Consider the following 17516-nt stretch of genomic DNA (forward strand, 5'->3'; position numbering starts at 1 on the left):
CCAGGCTGGACGATCAGGTTCTTTCAGAACTTTGAAAAAACCTGATCGTCCGCCAAGTACTACAGGGAGTTATCGCCATGACGTTTTTGCATTGCACGCAATCTTCCTCACGTCCCCGTTGGAAGACTCGGATGCACCGCGACAGGGGCATTCTCGCCCGTGTCGGCATCCTGAGCGTTTTTACCCTCAGCCTGCTGCCCACTCTGGCCATTTCAGCGACTTCCACTGCGACCTTCACCGTCTCCGCAAGCATTGTGGCCGGCTGCGGGATCACCGCCTCTCCTTTGGCTTTCGGTGCCTATACAGGTGTGCAAGCCGATGCTGAGTCCAGTCTGTCGGTCAACTGCACCAACACGACTGCCTATAGTGTGGGCCTCGGTGCCGGGACGAGCGGCGGCACCGCGACCGCCCGGCAGATGTCCGGCACTCCGGCAGGTATCCTGTTTTATGCGCTGTACTCGGACGTCACGCGGGCGACCAATTGGGGCGACACCGGTGGCACCGGGCTCATCACTGGAACCGGCAGTGGCTCCGTTCAGGTGATCCCTGTCTATGGTCGAGTAGCGGCGGGGCAGCTTAGTCCGCCAGGCACCTATGCCGACACAATGACGGCCACTGTCACCTTTTGACCTTAAAGACCGTGGTCAAGCACGGTTCCTTCCTTCAGAAATTCAGCCGATGCCCTGATACACACCCAATATGCCCCTTCGTCGCAAAGGTGCGGATTTGACGTGTTGTTTCCCACTTCGATGCTAACCTCAGCCTGCGAATAACCCCTTAAAGGGAATGGGAATTTGAATGGGCTCGGGGTTTTGGCGGTCATGAGCACGATGCTCAGTACGACAGCATTGGCGGCGCAGTTTCAGGTTGAGGTCCGGGTCAATGTGCAGCGCGGTTGCCAGTTGGTTGGCCAACAGCGTGAAGCAGGTATCGAGCAATTGGGCGTCCTCGACTTCGGCACCACCGCCCGCCTGGACGATCCTTCAGGGCCATTGAGTGCAGCATTGCTTGACACACGGCTGCCACGCCTGGAATGCAATCCCGATACCCCTTACCAATTACAGGTCGACGGCGGACTGCATGGCGGCGTCGGCGAGGTCCGTTATCTGGCGGGCAGTGCAGAGCACAGCAAACCCATTCCTTATCGCCTCTATCAAGACGCCGCACGGCAGATTCCGCTGCCGGTGAATGTGCTCTTGAGTGGGCGGGTGCCGGATTCAGGTACGGTGGATTTGCCTCTGTATGGCCGTATCGAGCGGTTGGCCGAGATTCCCCGCGTCAGCCGTTATTCCGATCTCTTGAAAGTGACCGTGAGCTGGTAGCAGGCATTGAGTGACACCTGTCCGATGGATTCGGGCAGTACAAGGAAACGTCGTTCGCAAATGGACGGCCACTGTTTGAATCCTGATGGAACTGGGATCGGTGCAAGACGATGAAAAGTTGGGTGGTGATGACCCTTGGCACAGTTTTACTACTGGCCGAGGAGGCGCAAGCGGCGATCAGCGGGCAGATTGATGCGCGGCTGATCATCATCGCCAGTTGTGCAGTGACCAATGACATAACCAATAGCGACGGCAGTCCGATCGGTGATGTCGGCCTGTTGGATTTCGGCTCGCAAGGTCCGACCTGGACCAAGCCGATCAATGCCAACCTGAGCGATGCCGGCAACGGCACGCTGGAAGTCTCCTGCAACTCTTCGGTGACCGGTTTCACGGTGACCATCGACGGCGGCACCCATGGCGACGGCACCACGCGGCGCCTGAGCAATGGTACCCAGACCATCCCTTATCGATTGTTCCTCGATGCTTCCGGTGGCGACAGCTACAGCATCGGGCAACAACGCAATTTCGCTGTAACCAATGGGGGCCAGGTACCAATCCCGGTATTTGGCTCGGTGGTCGCGAATACCGGCGCGGTTCCGGCAGGGGTCTATACCGACACCTTGACGGTCACGCTGGATTGGTAAACCCAGAGGATGGACATCATGCATATGCTCGTATCAAGGATTGGATTTTCAGTGCTCGTTCTGGCGCTGGTCAGCAGTGCTCAGGCAGCCACGACGACCGGCCAGTTCACTTCCAGCATGACGCTCAGTAGCAGCTGTCAGATCAACGGTGCCGGCGAAACCAGCGGGGTGAACTTCGGTACGCTGGACTTCGGTTCCACCGGCAGTTTGTTTACTACAGCAAACGGGGAGGTGCTCGCCGGCGGCGGTGGCGCGCTGTCGATTCTGTGCTCCAGCGGCACCTTACCGACTGTCACAGTCGGTGCCGGCAACAATGATGGCGGATCTGTCGGCGGCACTCGCGCACTGACCGATGGCAGCACCAACTTCGTGCCTTACGACCTGTATACCGACTCCGGTCGTACGCAGGTCTTGGCGATCGGCGGGGTGATCGCACTTGCAGAAAGTACCGGGGTGGCGCAGACGGTGAATATCTACGGCAAGGCCGTGGGCAAGGCCGGCTTGCCCGCAGGCACCTACTCGGACTCTGTCGCCGTTGAATTGACTTTCTAGTGCAATGGAGTCTTGCCGCGCTGATCCTGATCGGCGCGACTGGTTTGCCTCTGCCGCTGGCGGCGGGCACCAGTCAGAGTTTTCAGGTCAGCGCGACAGTGACAGCGGCATGTCTGGTGATGGGCGGGGTTTCCACTTACGGCAACCTCGATTTCGGCACTCAATCGGCGTTGGCGACCAACACTGTTCCAGTGCAATTGAGCGACGGCGTGCAGTTGCAATGCACGCCGGGCGTGAGCCTGAGCCTGAGCGTCGATGGCGGCCAGTACAACAGCAACGGGCGGCACCTGCAGCTTGATGACGGCAGTGCCCGTGTGCCCTATCAATTATTCAGTGACGCAGCCTTCAGTGAAAGCCTGGGCATCGGTCAGAGCGTGGCCGTGGCCTACAGCGATGCGAACAACATCCGATTGCCTATCTACGCACAAGTACAGTTACCGGGTGATCAGCCCGGAGGAATTTATAGCGATGTGCTGCAGGTGCAGCTGTCGTGGTAGCTCGGTAGTTCGGGCATAAGGAGCAGGCATATGTATTCACCTTTGCGCAGATTACCAGCCGCGCGTTGCGCTGTGCTGGCAATGGCATTGCTGGGCGGGGTCAAGGTGCAGGCGGCCAGTTCGGTGTTGATCTGGCCGATTGATCCAGTGCTGGAGGCCGATCAACAAGCGAGTGCGTTGTGGCTGGAAAATCGCGGCAACGAGACGGCGAATCTGCAGATCCGCGTGTTTGCCTGGAGCCAGAGTGGTTTCAGCGATCAGTATCAAAACCAGCGCGATGTCATTGGCAGCCCGCCGGTTGCGAAAATCGAACCCGGGCAGAAGCAACTCGTACGCCTGACCCGTACCCGCGATGTACCGCCGGGGCAGGAGTTGGCCTATCGCATCATTATCGATGAAATTCCCGCGGCCAGACCCGTGACGGCTGAAGACGGCAAAACCGCTGCCGCTATCCGGTTTCAAATGCGTTATTCGGTGCCGCTGTTTGCCTACGGTGCCGGTCTGTGGAGCAAGGAAGACACGACCCGTAAACGCGACCCCAAAGGCGCGGGTGCGCCTGATCTGAGCTGGCGCAAAGTGGCAGTCGATGGCCGTTCCTACATGGAAGTGCGCAATCAGGGCGCGGTGCATGCCCGGTTGACCGATGTCGCGTTCAAGCAGGGTGGTCAGACACGGCCGCTAGTTGAGGGACTGCTCGGCTATGTGCTGCCGGGGGCGATCATGCGGTGGCCGACACCGGAGCCGATCAGTGCGGACCAGGCCTTGCAAGTGCGGGTCAATGGCGCGCCGCAGGTTCAGAATATTGCACCGGGACGGTGATAGCCCGGTGATAGGAACAGTGTGACGAGGGCGCTTGCTCCCGCTCGGCTGCGAAGCAGTCGTAAAATCGGCAGCCGCGTTCTACCCGATAAAACGATGTCGCTGATTTTAGGGCCGCTCCGTGACCCAGCGGGAGCAAGCCCCCTCATCACAAGTGTTGTGCGCATCTCTTGATCGCCACAGTAAGGAAATGTCCATTGACGGACGTAAAACGGTGATGAGCCAGGATTGGGCTCGCAGTATCAAGCGTCCGCTGTGGGCCGCGATTGGCCTCCACTGTCTGGTATTCGCCCACCCCGGCCTGGGGGCAGAGCTGCCGCCAGCGCCCAGCGGCATGGAGGTGATTGCCGACGCGCAATTGTTTCTGGAACTGATCGTCAATCAAATGGAGACCGGGCGTGTGGTGGCACTGGAGCAGCGTGGCGGGCGCTTCTTTGTGCCGGTCGCGGCGTTACGCGAAATCGGTATGAAATTGCCGCAAGCACTCAACGCTGAGGTCGCCCTCGACAGTCTGCAAGGTTTGACAAGCGACTATGACAGACAGGGGCAGCGGCTTTTGTTGACCGTCCCGCCGGACTGGTTGCCGGAGCAATTTGTCGGCAGCCAAGAGGCGTATCCGCGCACCGCGGCGTTGAGCAGTTTTGGTGCCTTGCTCAACTACGACTTGTACCTCAATGACACCGACGACAGCGGCAGCTACCTTGCGGCCTGGAACGAAGTGCGGCTGTTTGACAGTTGGGGCACGCTGTCCAACACCGGGCAATACCGGCGCACGATTTCCGGAATCAGCAACGACACACTGAACAATGGTTATCGACGTTACGACACCACCTGGCGTTATTCCGATGATGAACGCCTGCTGACTTACGAGGCGGGCGACCTGATCAGTGGTGCCTTGCCCTGGAGCAGTTCGGTGCGCCTGGGCGGTGTGCAAGTGTCGCGCGATTTCGGCGTGCGCCCGGACCTTGTGACCTACCCGTTGCCGCAGTTCGCCGGGGAGGCGGCGGTACCTTCATCGGTCGACCTGTTCATCAACGGCTACAAGTCCAGCAGTGCCGAGTTGCAGCCCGGTCCCTACACGCTGACCAACGTTCCGTTCATCAACGGTGCGGGCGAAGCAGTGGTGGTCACGACCGATGCCCTCGGTCGACAGGTCTCGACCACCGTGCCGTTTTATGTCACCAGCAACCTGCTGCAAAAAGGCCTGATGGATTTCTCGGTGGCCGCCGGTACCCTGCGTCGTGACTTCGGGATCCGCGATTTCGGTTACGGTCCGGGTGTGACCTCCGGCAGCCTGCGTTACGGTCTGAACGACAGTCTGACCCTCGAAACCCATGCCGAAGCCTCGGACGCGCTGGCCCTTGGTGGCGTTGGCGGCAACCTGCGCGTGGGCAATTTCGGCGTGCTCAACACGGCGATCAGTCAAAGCCGGTTCGACGACAATAGCGGTCAGCAAGTCAGCCTCGGTTATCAATACAGCAGTCAGCACTACAGCGTTGCCTATCAGCGTATGCAGCGCCGCGACCAGTACGCCGACCTGACCGTGGTCGACAGCCCCTATGTCAGCCTCAGCCGGCGCAGCGAGCAGTTGACCCTGAGCGTCAGTCTCAACGGCTGGGGCAGCCTTGGCGCAGGCTATTTCGATGTGCGAGCGGCGGATGATTCGCGCACCCGGTTACTCAATCTGACCTGGAGCAAGCCACTGTGGCGCAATACCAGTTTTTACGTGTCGGCCAATCGCGAGATCGGCGATAGCGACTGGGCGATGCAGGCGCAACTGGTCATCCCGTTCGACCTGCGTGGCACTCTGAGCATGAGTGGCGAGCGCAGCAAGACCGGCATAAGCCGCCAGCGCGTCAACTACAGTCGTGCGGTGCCTAGTGCAGGCGGCGTGGGCTTCAACCTCGGTTATGCCCACGACGAAGGCCCGGATTATCGTCAGGCCGACCTGACCTGGCGCCTGCAGTCGGTGCAATTGCAGGCAGGGATTTACGGACGCAGTGATGCCGAGACTCGTTGGGCCGATGCCAGCGGCTCGCTGGTGTGGATGGACCATCAAGTGTTCGTTGCCAATCGTATCGATGATGCTTTCGTCGTGGTCAGTACCGGTGGCTTTGCCGATATTCCGGTGCGTTACGAAAATCAACGGGTGGGCCAAACGGATAAAAACGGTCATCTGCTGGTGCCATGGAGCAGCGCTTATTACCGCGGCAAATATGAAATCGATCCACTGAATTTGCCGACCAATGTGCAGAGTTCGAATGTTGAACAACGAGTCGCGGTGCGCCGTGGCAGTGGTTACCTGCTGGAGTTTCCACTGAGCAGGATCATTGCCGCGAGTGTTGTGTTGGTGGACGCGCAGCAGCACCCATTGCCCTTGGGCAGCGGCGTGCGGCACGAGCAGAGCGGGACGCACGCCGTGGTCGGTTGGGACGGGCTGGTTTATCTGGAAAACCTGGAAGAGCACAACAGTTTGCAGGTGACCTTGGACGATGGCCGGACTTGCCAGGCGCAGTTCACGCTGGACATGCAACAGGACCAGGTGCCGTTGATCGGGCCGCTGCTGTGTCAATGAAACCGCATTGAATAGAACAGGGAGGTGGGTGTGCAATTTTTTGACCTATGGCCGGGTAGAGTGATCAGGCTGATGGCGATTTTTCTGCCGTGTCAGGCCTTTGCCTTGTGCGAGGTGGCCAGTACTTCACCGGCGGGCTTTGGCTCGCTCAGTTCGATCGCGGTGCGTACCACTTTGCAAACCAGTTCCACCACCCATGCCGGCTTGAGTTGCACCGGTTCGCTGGTATCGCCGTTGGCCAGCGATGATCATTTTTACGTCACCATTACATCGGCAACCGCAGGGGTGGTCGGGCCAACCAGTGATGTGATTGGTTACACGCTGTTTGCCAACAACAGCAGCAGCTATCCGATCACTCGCGGCGTAGCGTTCGATTTCGCCCGACACTCAATCATCGATGACCTCGGCTTGCTTTCCAATCCAACGGTTGCCAAGGCTGTACCGATCTATCTGAATACGATCATCGGCAGCAACGTGGCGGCCGGGATTTACTCTGAAACCCTCAACATTTTCTGGAGTTGGGATTATTGCCATGACTATGGTGGCGGTGGCAGCTGTCAGGGGCGAGACATCAACAGCGGTTCCACGAGTCTGACTGTCAATATGACCGTGGACAACGATTGCACGATCACTGCGCCGAACATCAGTTTTGGCAGTGCCTCGGCAATCAGCTCCTTCTCCACCGTCACTGGCCAGACGATCAACCTGGTCTGCACCAAGGGCAGTGCCTACACGGTGGGGCTGGATGACGGACAGCATGCTGTCGGCGTGGGCGGGCGCAGGCGAATGATCTCAGGCGGCAATTATTTGGATTACGACATTTTCAAGAGTGCCGGAAGCACTCGTTGGGGCAGTGTCAGCACGGCGCGTCGCACAAGTTCCGATGCCGAGGTCAACCCCGGCAACGGCTTGGGCACTGGCAGTCAGATCTTCAACTACAACGCCAAAATCTACCTCGACCAGAGCACGCCGCCACCGGGAACCTACATGGACAGTGTGGTGCTGGATGTGGGGTTCTAGTACGAGCTTCCAGGCATAAAAAAAGGACCTCTGAAAAGAGGTCCTTTTGTTTTTCCATGCTTCAGCGCAACGATTACTCAGTTCTTCACCGTTTCCTCAAGAGAGAAACGCCCCAGTGGATTCTGCTGGAAGTTTTCGATGTTCTTGCGCGAAATGTTGATGTAAGGGCTGTAGTAAAGGTCGATCCAGTTAACGTCATTTTTGGCGATCTTCTGCAGGTCGACGTACATCTGTTCACGCTTGGCCGGGGCCGCTTCAATGCGGGCAGCCGATACCAGATCCTTGACCTTGTCGTTCTTGTAGCGGGTCATGTAGTTCATGTTGGTGTCGTGGCCCAGAACGAAGGTGGTCTTCTGGTCCGGGTCGAGGATGTCGTTGGTCCAATACATCACGGACAGGTCGTAGTCACCGTCGACCAGCATCTGCCAGCTCTGGGTGGGGTCAACTTTTTGCAGGGTGGCAGTCACACCGACAGCCGCCAGTTGCTGCTGAACCAGCACGGCAATCTGTTCATCGGCTTCGTTGCCGGCGTTGACCACGTAATTCAGCTTCATGCCCGCTGCGCCGGCATCGCTCAGCATCTGCTTGGCTTTGGCCGGGTCGAATGGACGCTTCAAGTTGTTGGCGTAGTGGTAAAGCGAGCCCTTGGGAATGTAGGAGTAAGCCTCCTGGCCATGGCCGAAGGTGACGGTATCGACTACCGATTTTTTGTTGATCGCCATGTCCAATGCCTGACGTACTTCAGGCTTGGCCAGCAGGCCGTGCTCATGGTTGATCAACAGATGATCTTCCCGAGTGGAAGGGTCGGAGTGGATGGTCAGGTTGGGATCCTTGCGCAGCGCATCGACTCGCGAAAACGGTACGAAGATCGCGGTGTCCAGCTCACCGGCCTGCACCTTGAGCATCCGGGTGTTGTCGTCGGGAATGGAAATCCACTCCACGCCATCCAGGCTGACCTTGTTGGCCTGCCAGAAATGAGGGTTCTTCTCCAGCTTCACGCGATCGCCGCGCAGCCACTCTTTGACAAAAAATGCGCCTGACACCACAGGCTCCTGAGCATAGGCATCTTCGCCCATGCGGGTCATGGCCTTCTGCGAGAGCACCGACACGGTCGGCGAGGCCAATTGCGAGAGGAACGGTACCGACGGGGTAGTCAGGGTGACCACCAGGGTCTGCGGATCGGCTGCTTTCGCCGTGTCGATCAGTTTGTAGGCATCGCTCCACAGCGAGGCCTTGTTATCGCGAGTGCGCAACAGACTGAATGCCGCATCATCGGCCGTGATCGGCGAGCCGTCGGAGAATTTCGCCGCGCGCATTTTGAAGGTGTAGGTCAGGCCATCGTCGGAGACTTTCCAGCTTTCAGCCAGGCCAGGTTCCATCTTGCTGCCGGCCTTGTCGACCCGGATCAGCGTATCGTAGACATTGGAAAACACCCAGGTATCGCGGTTTTGCGCGCTTTTGATCGGGTCGAACGTGGTGCTTTCTTCACGGCAACCGATGGTGAGTACACCCGCCGCCTGGGCAATGCCGCTGGCAAGGGTGCAAGCGGTCAATGTGGCTGCGGCGAGCAATTTCAAATGCCTGGATCTCATGGTCAAACTCCTTCTTGATGAGTACGTGGTTTTTTAAAACAGTGGCTCCTCGAGCACGCAGTCGTAACGGCGAGCGTCGAGTTGACGGGTAGGGGGCGCCACCTGGCTACAAGTGGCACGAACGTAGCGACAGCGTGGGTGAAAGGCGCAACCGGATGGCAACTGCAAAGGGCTGGGCGGTTCACCGGGCAAAGGGTCGGTGGGTAGCGCCCGGGCCGGATCGATTTCTGGAATCGACTGGATCAGCGCGGCGGTATAGGGATGTCGCGGGGAGCGAAATACTTCTTCCACCGGTCCTTCTTCGACGATCTTGCCCAGGTACATCACCGCCACCCGATCACAGAGCCGGCGAACGATCGCCAGATCATGGGCAATGAACACAATCGCCAGGTTCATGCGCTGACGCAGCTCCAGCAGCAGGTTGATGATCTGCCCCTGGATGGACACGTCCAGCGCGGCCACGCATTCATCGGCGACGATCAGGCGCGGTTCCACGGCCAGCGCGCGGGCGATCCCGACACGCTGGCACTGGCCGCCGCTCAAGGCGTGCGGTTTGCGGGCGGCCAATTCGGGGCGCAGACCAACCAAAGTCAACAGTTCATCGACACGGGCGGCAATCAGCGATTCCGGCACCTTGCGTTGTACCCGGAGCACTTCTGCCAGGGTCTGGCCGATGCTCAGGCGCGGATTGAGCGCGGCATAGGGGTCTTGAAAAACCATCGCCGTCTCATGACGCAGTCTCTCGATATCGATCTTCCCGGCATGGGCCATGTCGATGCCATCGAACAGCACCTGCCCGGCGTAAATCTCGTTAAGGTGCAGGATCGCCCGCCCCAAGCTGCTTTTACCGCTGCCCGACTCGCCGACCAGCCCGAGTGTTTCACCCGCCGAGAGGGTCAGCGAAACGCCGTTGACCGCCGTCAGCCATTGCCGGTTCATGCCCAGCAAACCAGTGCCTGGCGCGGCGAAGCGCACATGCAAATCCTTGACCTTGAGCAGGGTCATGAGCGGTCTCCGGCGGCCAATGGGTAATGGCAAGCGATGCGGTGTCCATGGCTGACCGGCTGCAAACCCGGCATCAGTGTTGTGCATTGGCTGCCGATTTGCTGGCAACGCGGATTGAAGCGGCAACCCTGGGGCAGGGCGTCGAGCAGGGGCGGTTGCCCGGCGATGGTTTTGAGCAATGCGTGACCGTGACTGGTGGCCGGCTGACAGTCGATCAACCCCGCGGTGTAAGGGTGGCGTGGATGGGCCAGCACCTCGTGCTTGTTGCCGTGCTCGCACAAGCGTCCGGCGTACATCACCGCAATCGAGTCGCAGGTCTGCGCAACGACCCCCAGGTCATGGGTGATCAAGATGATTGACAGGCCACGCTGGTCACGCAGATCGAGCAGCAGGCGCAGGATCTGCGCTTGCACCGTGACATCGAGGGCGGTGGTCGGTTCGTCGGCGATCAGCACGTTCGGGTTGCAACCCAGTGCCACGGCGATCATCGCTCGCTGGCGCATGCCGCCGGAGAATTCGTGAGGGTAACTGTCGACTCGTCGCTGCGGATCGGGAATGCCCACTTGACGAAGGACGTCGATGGCTTGAGCGCGGGCTTCACGCGTGCTGGCGCCTTGGTGTAGACGAATACCTTCGCCAATCTGCTCGCCGATGCGCATCAACGGGTCGAGATGGCTGCTGGGGTTCTGGAAAATCATCCCCAATTGACGCCCACGCATGCGGCGCATGCCGGCCTCGTCCAGGTGCAATAGATTTTCCCCGGCCAGTTGCACGGCGGTGCCTTCGACACGCAGGTTCGGCGACGGCAACAGTCTCATTAAACCGCGACAGGCCATGGTTTTACCGGAGCCGCTTTCCCCCACCAGCCCAAGCACTTCACCCTCGGCCAGGTCAAAGGACAAGCGATCCACCAGCGTCACCTCGTGCTCACCCTTACGGGCGATAACGCTGAGCTCTTCGACCTTCAGCACAGGCGCACTCACGAGCGTTCACCCAAGTGCTCGGCAACAGCATCGGCCAACAGGCTGAAGCCCATGGCCAGGGTGACGATCGCCAATCCCGGAAAGGTGCAGATCCACCAGGCGGAAGTAATGAAACTCTGGCCTTCGGCGACCATCGTGCCCCACTCGGCAGTCGGTGGTTGAACCCCGAGGCCGAGGTAACTGACCGCTGCGCCGTTGAGCAATACCAGTACCGCATCGGACATGGAAAACACGATCGAACCGAACATCGCGTTCGGCAGCAGGTGCCTGAACAGAATGCGCCCATGACCGAAGCCGAGGCTTTTGGCGGCCAGGGCAAAATCGCTTTCCTTGAGGATCAGGATCTGTGAGCGGATCAATCGTGCGTAGGACACCCAGCCCACCAGTGCCATGGCGATATAAAAACTCATCAGGCCAGGACCGAGAATCGCCATGATCGCCAGCATCAACACCAGGAACGGGAAGGCCAGGATGATATCGATCAGGCGCATACAGAACGTGTCGAAACGCCCGCCGATGTAGCCGGACAAAGCCCCGACACACGTGCCGATCAGAAACGGGAAAATCACCCCGATGACCGCCAGTTGCAAGTCGATGCGGGCCGACCAGATCACTCGGGACAAGACGTCGCGGCCAAAATTGTCGGTGCCGAACGGGTGGGCCAGATGGGGCGCCAGCAAGCGAATGTCAGTGTTCTGGGCGATCGGATCGAAGGGCGCGATCCAGGGCGCGAAGATCGCCAGCACCAGCCAGCCGAGCAGGATTGCCAAGCCTAATCCTATTGCCAGTCGAGGGTTGCGCAAACCCAGGCGCAGGTTCAGTCGAGGAACCGTCGTTGCCTGGCTGCTCATCGGATTTTCACCCGTGGATCGATGGCGACTGTCACCACATCGGCGAGAAAGTTTACCGCCACAGTGGCGCAGGCCAGCACCATCGCCACGCCCTGGACCACCATATAGTCACGGGTGAAGATGCCTCGGACCAATAACTGGCCGATCCCGGGAATGGCGAACAGACTCTCGATGACTACCGTGCCGCTGATCAGCCAGCCGATGTTCACCGCCAGCAGGTTGACGGCGGGTACGAGCGAATTGGGCAGCACATGGCGACGAAACACCGCGTCTTCAGACAGGCCGCGAGCCCGGGCTGCCGTGACATGGTCGGCTTGCAATTCCATCAGCATGCTTGCCCTCAGGTTACGTATCAATACCGCCGATAACGCCAGGGCAATGGTCAGGCAGGGCAGGACCATGTGGTGCAGTTTGTCCGGCCAGGAACGGCCGTAGCCGGAAACCGGAAACCAGCCCAGTTGTACGCTGAAGAGCAGGATCAACATGATCCCCAGCCAAAATGCCGGCATACCGAGGCCGGCGGTGGTGAACAGGCGGATCAGGTTGTCGCCCCAACCGCCCTTGTTACGGGCCGCAACGGTGGCCAGCGGCACCGCGATCAACATGGCCAGCAGCACACTGCCGAGCACCAGAAACAGCGTGGGCTCGATGCGCGTGCTGATCAGCTTCAAGGCGTCGACCTTGTACAGCAATGACTGGCCGAGGTCGCCGTTGAACAGGTTTTTCAGGAAGTAGAAGTACTGCATCCACAGTGGCTGATCGAGGCCGAACTGAGCGCGAACCCTGAGCAGCCCCTCTGGTGTGCTGCGCGAGCCAAGCAGGGCGCGCGCCGGGTCGCCGGGAATCGAGCGTACCAGCACAAACGTGATGAGACTGATGCCGAACAGCACCGGCAGCAGCTGCAGGGGGCGTGACAGGATGAAACGGTAACGCGACAGATTCATCGACTAACCTCGGTGCCGCTGGAGGAAATCCAGCAACACCGGAAAGTAGGCGTGGGGTTCTTCGTAGAAGGGCATGTGGCTGCTGTTGGGGAACACATGCAGTGCCGCATCCTTGAGCGCCATTTTCATGCGCATGGCACAGGCCGGCGTCAGTTCGTCGTGCTGGCCGGTGGTAATCAATACCGGCATGGTGAAGTCGGCCATTTCCTGGAGACGGTTCCAGTTTTTCAGGTTGCCGACGTAGAGAAACTCATTGGGCCCCTGCATGGTTGTGTAGGGCCCCATGTTCCAGTCGCCCAGAGAGCGCGTGACCGGTGCCGGCCACTCGTCCAGGCGGCAGACGTGGCGATAGTTGAGGAGGGTGATTGCCGCTTGGTATTGAGGGTGATCGAGGGTGCCCATGGCTTCATGGCGCTGCATCATGGCCACGGTTTCGCTGCCAAGCGCACCCCGCAGACGCTCCAGTTCCTGAGACAGGTGCGGGATATCGCCTACGGTATTTTCCAGAATCAGGGTTTTGAGTGCATGAGGGTGGTAAATGGCATATTCGATCGCCAGCCAGCCGCCCCAGGAGTGCCCCAGCAAATGCACCCGGCCCAGGTCGAGGGCCTGCCGGACGGTTTCCACCTCAGCGACATAACGGGAAATATCCCACAGGGATGGGTCTTGAGGTCTGTCAGACGCGCCGGTGCCGAGTTGGTCAAAGGCGACCACGCGCAACCCCTTGTCCTTGAGCCAGCCATGGGCGTCACGCAGATAATCGCAGGGAAGCCCCGGGCCTCCATTGAGGCACAGCAGGACCTCATCGCCCTCGCCAAAGCTATAAACCACCAGATTGTGGCCATCGACCTCGACGTTATAGTGCTGGTCCGGCTCGATTTCACGCCACATCGCAATTCTCCCTTTATGATGCTGACCGGTTCGGAGGCTAACTAAATGGCCTACCTTACTGAGTAAGTCTTACGCCCAAAAGCTAGTATTTCTAATAGGTTTTGTCTGGCAGTCCCTCGCCGAGGCGTGGCATTCTACGTGCTGAATTTCAGGATTGAAATTAATTAGGGAGGGCAATGGATGCAGACGAAGCTATCAGACCTCAATCCCCGTCTGTTGTCGGGCAAGAGCCTGGATGAGCAGATGGACAACGCCTTGCTGTTGGCCCAGGAGCTGGGCTTCGATGCGTTGGTGTACGACTACAGCCCGGTGCCGCTGGACCATGAAGGCAAGTTGATTACGCCCTCGGTGCTCAAACTGCGCAACACGCCAGCCGATTGGCATGCGCGTTGGTGTGCAGAGGGTTACTACCAGATCGACCCTGTCCAGCAGGTAGCACTCAATTGTGTTTCACCCTTTGTCTGGTCTTACAAACCCGGGACTGACACCCTGCTGGAGCCGGTCATCAGTCAGTGCCATGCGCCAGTGGTGAATTATCTGGAAGACGCGCAGATGACCTGTGGTGTGTCGGTCCCGATTCATCTGCCCAGAGGCGGCTTTGCCTCCTTGACCGGGCTGCGTACCAGCAGCAGCAGTGTCCTGTGCGATGCCCGGCGGACCCTCGCCGATTTCAGCCTGATTTCCCATGCCTTGCAGGAAGCGGCCTATCCGTTGCTTGGCAAGGAGGCTCACACGCCTCCCGTTCATCTGACCAAACGTGAACGCGAGTGCCTTAAATGGGCGGCTGAGGGGCTGACCGCCGCCGAGATTGCCAACCAACTGAATCGTTCATTGGCCACCATCAGCCTCCATCTGACCTCGGCCATGCATAAACTCGGGGCCAAGAATCGGGTCCAGGCCGTGGTGCGGGCCACCCACTATCGATTGCTCGATAGCTGAAACAGGGCAAAAACCTATCTATTTCTCTAGTTATTTTGAAGGTCTGATCCCGCTATCGTGTGCCGTACGGTTTTTCAGGGGCGGCACGAAGAAATGGAATCTATCGGAATACGCGAAGGCTTCGCACCTTTTGGTCCTTATCAGACCTGGTATCGCGTCACAGGTCACTTTGACGGCAAGAACACGCCGCTGGTGATTCTGCATGGCGGCCCGGGCTGCACGCATGATTACGTCGATGCCTATAAGGACATCGCCGCGAGTGGGCGGGCGGTGGTGCATTACGATCAATTGGGTAACGGTCGCTCGACCCACCTGCCGGAAAAAGACACCTCGTTCTGGAACGTAGCGCTGTTTCTCGAGGAGCTGGACAACCTGCTGGATCATCTCGGTATCAGCGACAATTACGCACTCCTGGGGCAATCCTGGGGTGGCATGCTCGCTAGCGAGCACGCGGTACGGCAACCTGCGGGACTACGGGCCTTGATCCTCGCTAATTCCCCGTCGGACATGCGCGTCTGGGTTCAGGAAGCCAACCGTTTACGTCAACTGCTGCCTGCTGGGGTCCATGAAACGTTGCTTGAGTACGAACGGGCAGGGGATTTTCAAGCGGCCGCCTATCAGGACGCTTCCAGGGTTTTTTACGACAACCATGTGTGTCGCGTCATTCCCTGGCCCGAAGAAGTCGCGCGTACGTTTGCCCAGGTCGATGCCGATCCCACCGTTTACCATGCGATGAGCGGGCCGACGGAGTTTCATGTGATAGGTAGCCTGAAAGACTGGACCATCGTCGACCGTTTGCCGCAGGTCAACGTGCCGACGCTGGTGATCTCCGGTCGCTACGATGAAGCAACACCGACGGTGGTCAGACCCTTTCTGCAGCAGATCCCGAATGTGCGTTGGGCGTTGTTCGAGAACTCCAGCCATATGCCCCATGTCGAGGAGCGGGTCGGCTGCATGGGGACGGTGGTGAGGTTCCTGGATGAGTGCTTGAACGGGGCGATGGCTGGCGATCGCAAGCTTGAAGAGCTCCCACTCTGACCCGTGTCTTTCCTGTTCCGTGGCATGAAGAATCCACCGTCGCTGACGAGCACACCTCGACCGTTGGATTCCGCTGCCAGGGTCATATCGGTCACGGCCACCCCCAAACTTGTTTCGTTTTCACGCCGCCGGCATTTGCTGGCGGTGGTAGAGGAACTCGAGGACCGTCGTGCGATAGCGGTGGTACTCGGGGTCGTTGGCCAGTACCAGGCGATTGCGCGGTTTTGCCAGGCCAACGCTAAGGATCTCACCGACGGTGGCCGCCGGCCCGTTGGTCATCATCACGATGCGGTCGGAGAGCAATACGGCCTCATCGACATCATGGGTGACCATCACCACGGTGCTCTGAGTAGCGGCAACGATACGCAGCAGCTCGTCCTGAAGGTGCGCGCGGGTGAGGGCGTCGAGCGCGCCGAAGGGTTCGTCCATCAGCAGTATTTTCGGCTCCATGGCCAGCGCGCGAGCGATGCCGACACGCTGCTTCATGCCCCCGGAAATCTCGCTGGGATGCTTGTGCATGGCATGCTCAAGACCGACCATTGCCAGCGCCGCCTCGGTACGCGCCTTCAGCGCGGCCTTGTTTTCGCGTTTGCCGAATACCTTCTCCACGGCCAGGTGCACGTTACCGAAGCAAGTCAGCCAGGGCAGCAGGCTGTGGTTTTGAAACACCACTGCGCGCTCAGGGCCGGGACCGTCGATCTCGCGACCGTTGCATATCAAGCCGCCGCCATTGGCTTCAAGCAGACCGGCGATCAGGTTCAGCACCGTCGACTTGCCGCATCCGGAATGACCGATCAACGAGACGAACTCGCCACGTGCGATGCTCAGGTTGACGTTGCTGAGGGCCTGGAAGCGGCCTTTTTTAGTGTCGAAGTGCTTGCTGACCTGGGTCAGCTCGACGAATTTAGTCATCTCGGTTCTCCTGCATCGGGTAAGCGTCAGGTGCGGGCAACCCAAACACCCGCACGGGCGTAGGTTCAGTTGGTGTAGTCGAAGCGTTTGGCGATCCACAACAGGCCCTGCTCGAGCAGCAGGCCGACCAGACCGACGATGATGATGGCGATGAGAATGTGCTCGACATTGAGGTTGTTCCATTCGTCCCACACCCAGAAGCCCAGACCGACACCGCCGGTGAGCATTTCTGCGGCGACGATCACCAGCCACGCCACGCCGATGGACAGGCGAATGCCGGTCATCAGATGCGGCAGCACCGAAGGAAACAGGATGTGGGTGAACACCTTCCACTCGCTGAGCTTGAGCACCCGCGCGACGTTCAAATAGTCCTGCGGCACGCTGGCGACCCCTGCTGCGGTGTTGAGAATGATCGGCCAGATCGAGCTGATGAAAATCACCCAGATCGATGCCGGGCCGGCGGCCTTGAACACCAGCAGGCCGATCGGCAACCACGCCAGCGGCGAGACCGGACGTAGCAGGCTGATGATCGGCGCGAACATACCGCCTAGGAAGGCGAAGCGGCCGATGGCGAAGCCCAGCGGAATACCGAGCAGGGCGGCGAGGCCGAAGCCGATGCCGACCCGGCCAAGGGAGGCCAACACGTTCCAGCCAATGCCCATGTCGTTTGGACCGTTGTCGTAGAAGGGGGCGCTGAACAGCTCCAGGGCTGAATACCAAGTAGCGAGCGGGCCGGGCAGGCCCTCACTGCGTGCGGCTATAAACGCCCAGACGGCGAGAAACAGGGCGATACCCAATGCTGGGGCAATGCCATCCCTGGCGCGTTGACGCAACCCGCTCAGGAGGGGAGAGCGACGCTCTGGCTGGGTACTCGCCGTAGTGGTGGGCGGCGCTGGCAACTTGAGGGGGGCGTTCATGGCGGGTTACTCCGG

The 17516-nt window shown here is 59.5% G+C and carries 18 protein-coding genes; 10 read left to right on the forward strand and 8 right to left on the reverse strand.

Annotated elements, in window-relative coordinates; all coding sequences use genetic code 11:
* Positions 1-77: 77 nt before the first annotated feature.
* From AB7M26_RS19670 to AB7M26_RS19705, 8 genes are all read left to right on the forward strand, one after another.
* A complete protein-coding gene (locus AB7M26_RS19670; RefSeq protein WP_123494886.1) occupies positions 78-629 on the forward strand; it encodes a Csu type fimbrial protein in 552 nt (183 codons plus the stop codon).
* 192 nt (positions 630-821) lie between these two features.
* Entirely contained in the window at positions 822-1322 is a 501-nt protein-coding gene (locus tag AB7M26_RS19675; RefSeq protein WP_429376258.1) for a Csu type fimbrial protein, read from the forward strand.
* 110 nt (positions 1323-1432) lie between these two features.
* Positions 1433-1966 (forward strand): Csu type fimbrial protein, encoded by a 534-nt coding sequence (locus AB7M26_RS19680; RefSeq protein WP_123494884.1) that lies wholly within the window; start codon positions 1433-1435, stop codon positions 1964-1966.
* Between the two features lie 18 nt (positions 1967-1984).
* Positions 1985-2518: a Csu type fimbrial protein gene (locus AB7M26_RS19685; protein ID WP_123495399.1), complete on the forward strand. Its 534-nt coding sequence runs from the start codon at positions 1985-1987 to the stop codon at positions 2516-2518.
* Positions 2518-3015 carry a Csu type fimbrial protein gene (locus AB7M26_RS19690; RefSeq protein ID WP_259698664.1) on the forward strand — a complete coding sequence of 166 codons (498 nt, stop codon included), beginning with the start codon at positions 2518-2520 and terminating at the stop codon, positions 3013-3015. Before AB7M26_RS19685 ends, AB7M26_RS19690 begins: the two co-directional genes overlap by 1 nt.
* Before the next feature lie 30 nt (positions 3016-3045).
* Positions 3046-3834, forward strand: coding sequence for a fimbrial biogenesis chaperone (locus AB7M26_RS19695; RefSeq protein ID WP_123494883.1), 789 nt, complete (start codon positions 3046-3048; stop codon positions 3832-3834).
* A gap of 217 nt (positions 3835-4051) precedes the next feature.
* Entirely contained in the window at positions 4052-6409 is a 2358-nt protein-coding gene (locus AB7M26_RS19700; RefSeq protein ID WP_123494882.1) for a fimbria/pilus outer membrane usher protein, read from the forward strand.
* Positions 6410-6481: 72 nt separating this feature from the next.
* On the forward strand, positions 6482-7429 hold the full coding sequence (locus tag AB7M26_RS19705; RefSeq protein WP_123494881.1) for a Csu type fimbrial protein: 948 nt from the start codon (positions 6482-6484) through the stop codon (positions 7427-7429).
* A gap of 77 nt (positions 7430-7506) precedes the next feature.
* Here AB7M26_RS19705 and AB7M26_RS19710 read toward each other — a convergent pair whose 3' ends face one another.
* The 6 genes from AB7M26_RS19710 to AB7M26_RS19735 are packed head-to-tail and all read right to left on the reverse strand — an operon-like array spanning position 7507 to position 13695.
* Complete coding sequence (locus AB7M26_RS19710) at positions 7507-9021, reverse strand: ABC transporter substrate-binding protein (protein ID WP_123494880.1); 1515 nt, start codon at positions 9019-9021, stop codon at positions 7507-7509.
* A gap of 33 nt (positions 9022-9054) precedes the next feature.
* The gene (locus tag AB7M26_RS19715; protein WP_123494879.1) at positions 9055-10026 is read right to left on the reverse strand and encodes an ABC transporter ATP-binding protein; all 972 of its coding nucleotides are present in this window, start codon (positions 10024-10026) and stop codon (positions 9055-9057) included.
* Positions 10023-11009 (reverse strand): ABC transporter ATP-binding protein, encoded by a 987-nt coding sequence (locus tag AB7M26_RS19720; RefSeq protein WP_123494877.1) that lies wholly within the window; start codon positions 11007-11009, stop codon positions 10023-10025. The genes AB7M26_RS19715 and AB7M26_RS19720 overlap by 4 nt, the downstream gene beginning before the upstream one ends.
* Positions 11006-11860, reverse strand: a complete 855-nt coding sequence (locus AB7M26_RS19725; RefSeq protein WP_123494876.1) for an ABC transporter permease — start codon at positions 11858-11860, stop codon at positions 11006-11008. The genes AB7M26_RS19720 and AB7M26_RS19725 overlap by 4 nt, the downstream gene beginning before the upstream one ends.
* Complete coding sequence (locus AB7M26_RS19730) at positions 11857-12804, reverse strand: ABC transporter permease (protein WP_123494875.1); 948 nt, start codon at positions 12802-12804, stop codon at positions 11857-11859. The genes AB7M26_RS19725 and AB7M26_RS19730 overlap by 4 nt, the downstream gene beginning before the upstream one ends.
* A 3-nt stretch (positions 12805-12807) precedes the next feature.
* Positions 12808-13695, reverse strand: coding sequence for a proline iminopeptidase-family hydrolase (locus AB7M26_RS19735; RefSeq protein WP_008074303.1), 888 nt, complete (start codon positions 13693-13695; stop codon positions 12808-12810).
* 180 nt (positions 13696-13875) lie between these two features.
* Here AB7M26_RS19735 and AB7M26_RS19740 point away from each other — a divergent pair, with 180 nt between their 5' ends.
* Both AB7M26_RS19740 and AB7M26_RS19745 read left to right on the forward strand, forming a co-directional pair.
* Positions 13876-14634: a LuxR family transcriptional regulator gene (locus AB7M26_RS19740; protein ID WP_123494874.1), complete on the forward strand. Its 759-nt coding sequence runs from the start codon at positions 13876-13878 to the stop codon at positions 14632-14634.
* Positions 14635-14727: 93 nt separating this feature from the next.
* A complete protein-coding gene (locus tag AB7M26_RS19745) occupies positions 14728-15672 on the forward strand; it encodes a proline iminopeptidase-family hydrolase (protein ID WP_123494873.1) in 945 nt (314 codons plus the stop codon).
* A 120-nt stretch (positions 15673-15792) separates the two neighbouring features.
* On the opposite strand, the gene AB7M26_RS19750 is transcribed toward AB7M26_RS19745, so the two are convergent.
* Together AB7M26_RS19750 and ntrB are read right to left on the reverse strand one after the other, a co-directional pair.
* On the reverse strand, positions 15793-16584 hold the full coding sequence (locus AB7M26_RS19750) for an ABC transporter ATP-binding protein (protein WP_008074309.1): 792 nt from the start codon (positions 16582-16584) through the stop codon (positions 15793-15795).
* 65 nt (positions 16585-16649) lie between these two features.
* Positions 16650-17501, reverse strand: a complete 852-nt coding sequence (gene ntrB / locus AB7M26_RS19755; RefSeq protein ID WP_123494872.1) for a nitrate ABC transporter permease — start codon at positions 17499-17501, stop codon at positions 16650-16652.
* Positions 17502-17516: the final 15 nt, after the last annotated feature.

It is taken from the genome of Pseudomonas sp. F-14 TE3482, from assembly GCF_053629455.1.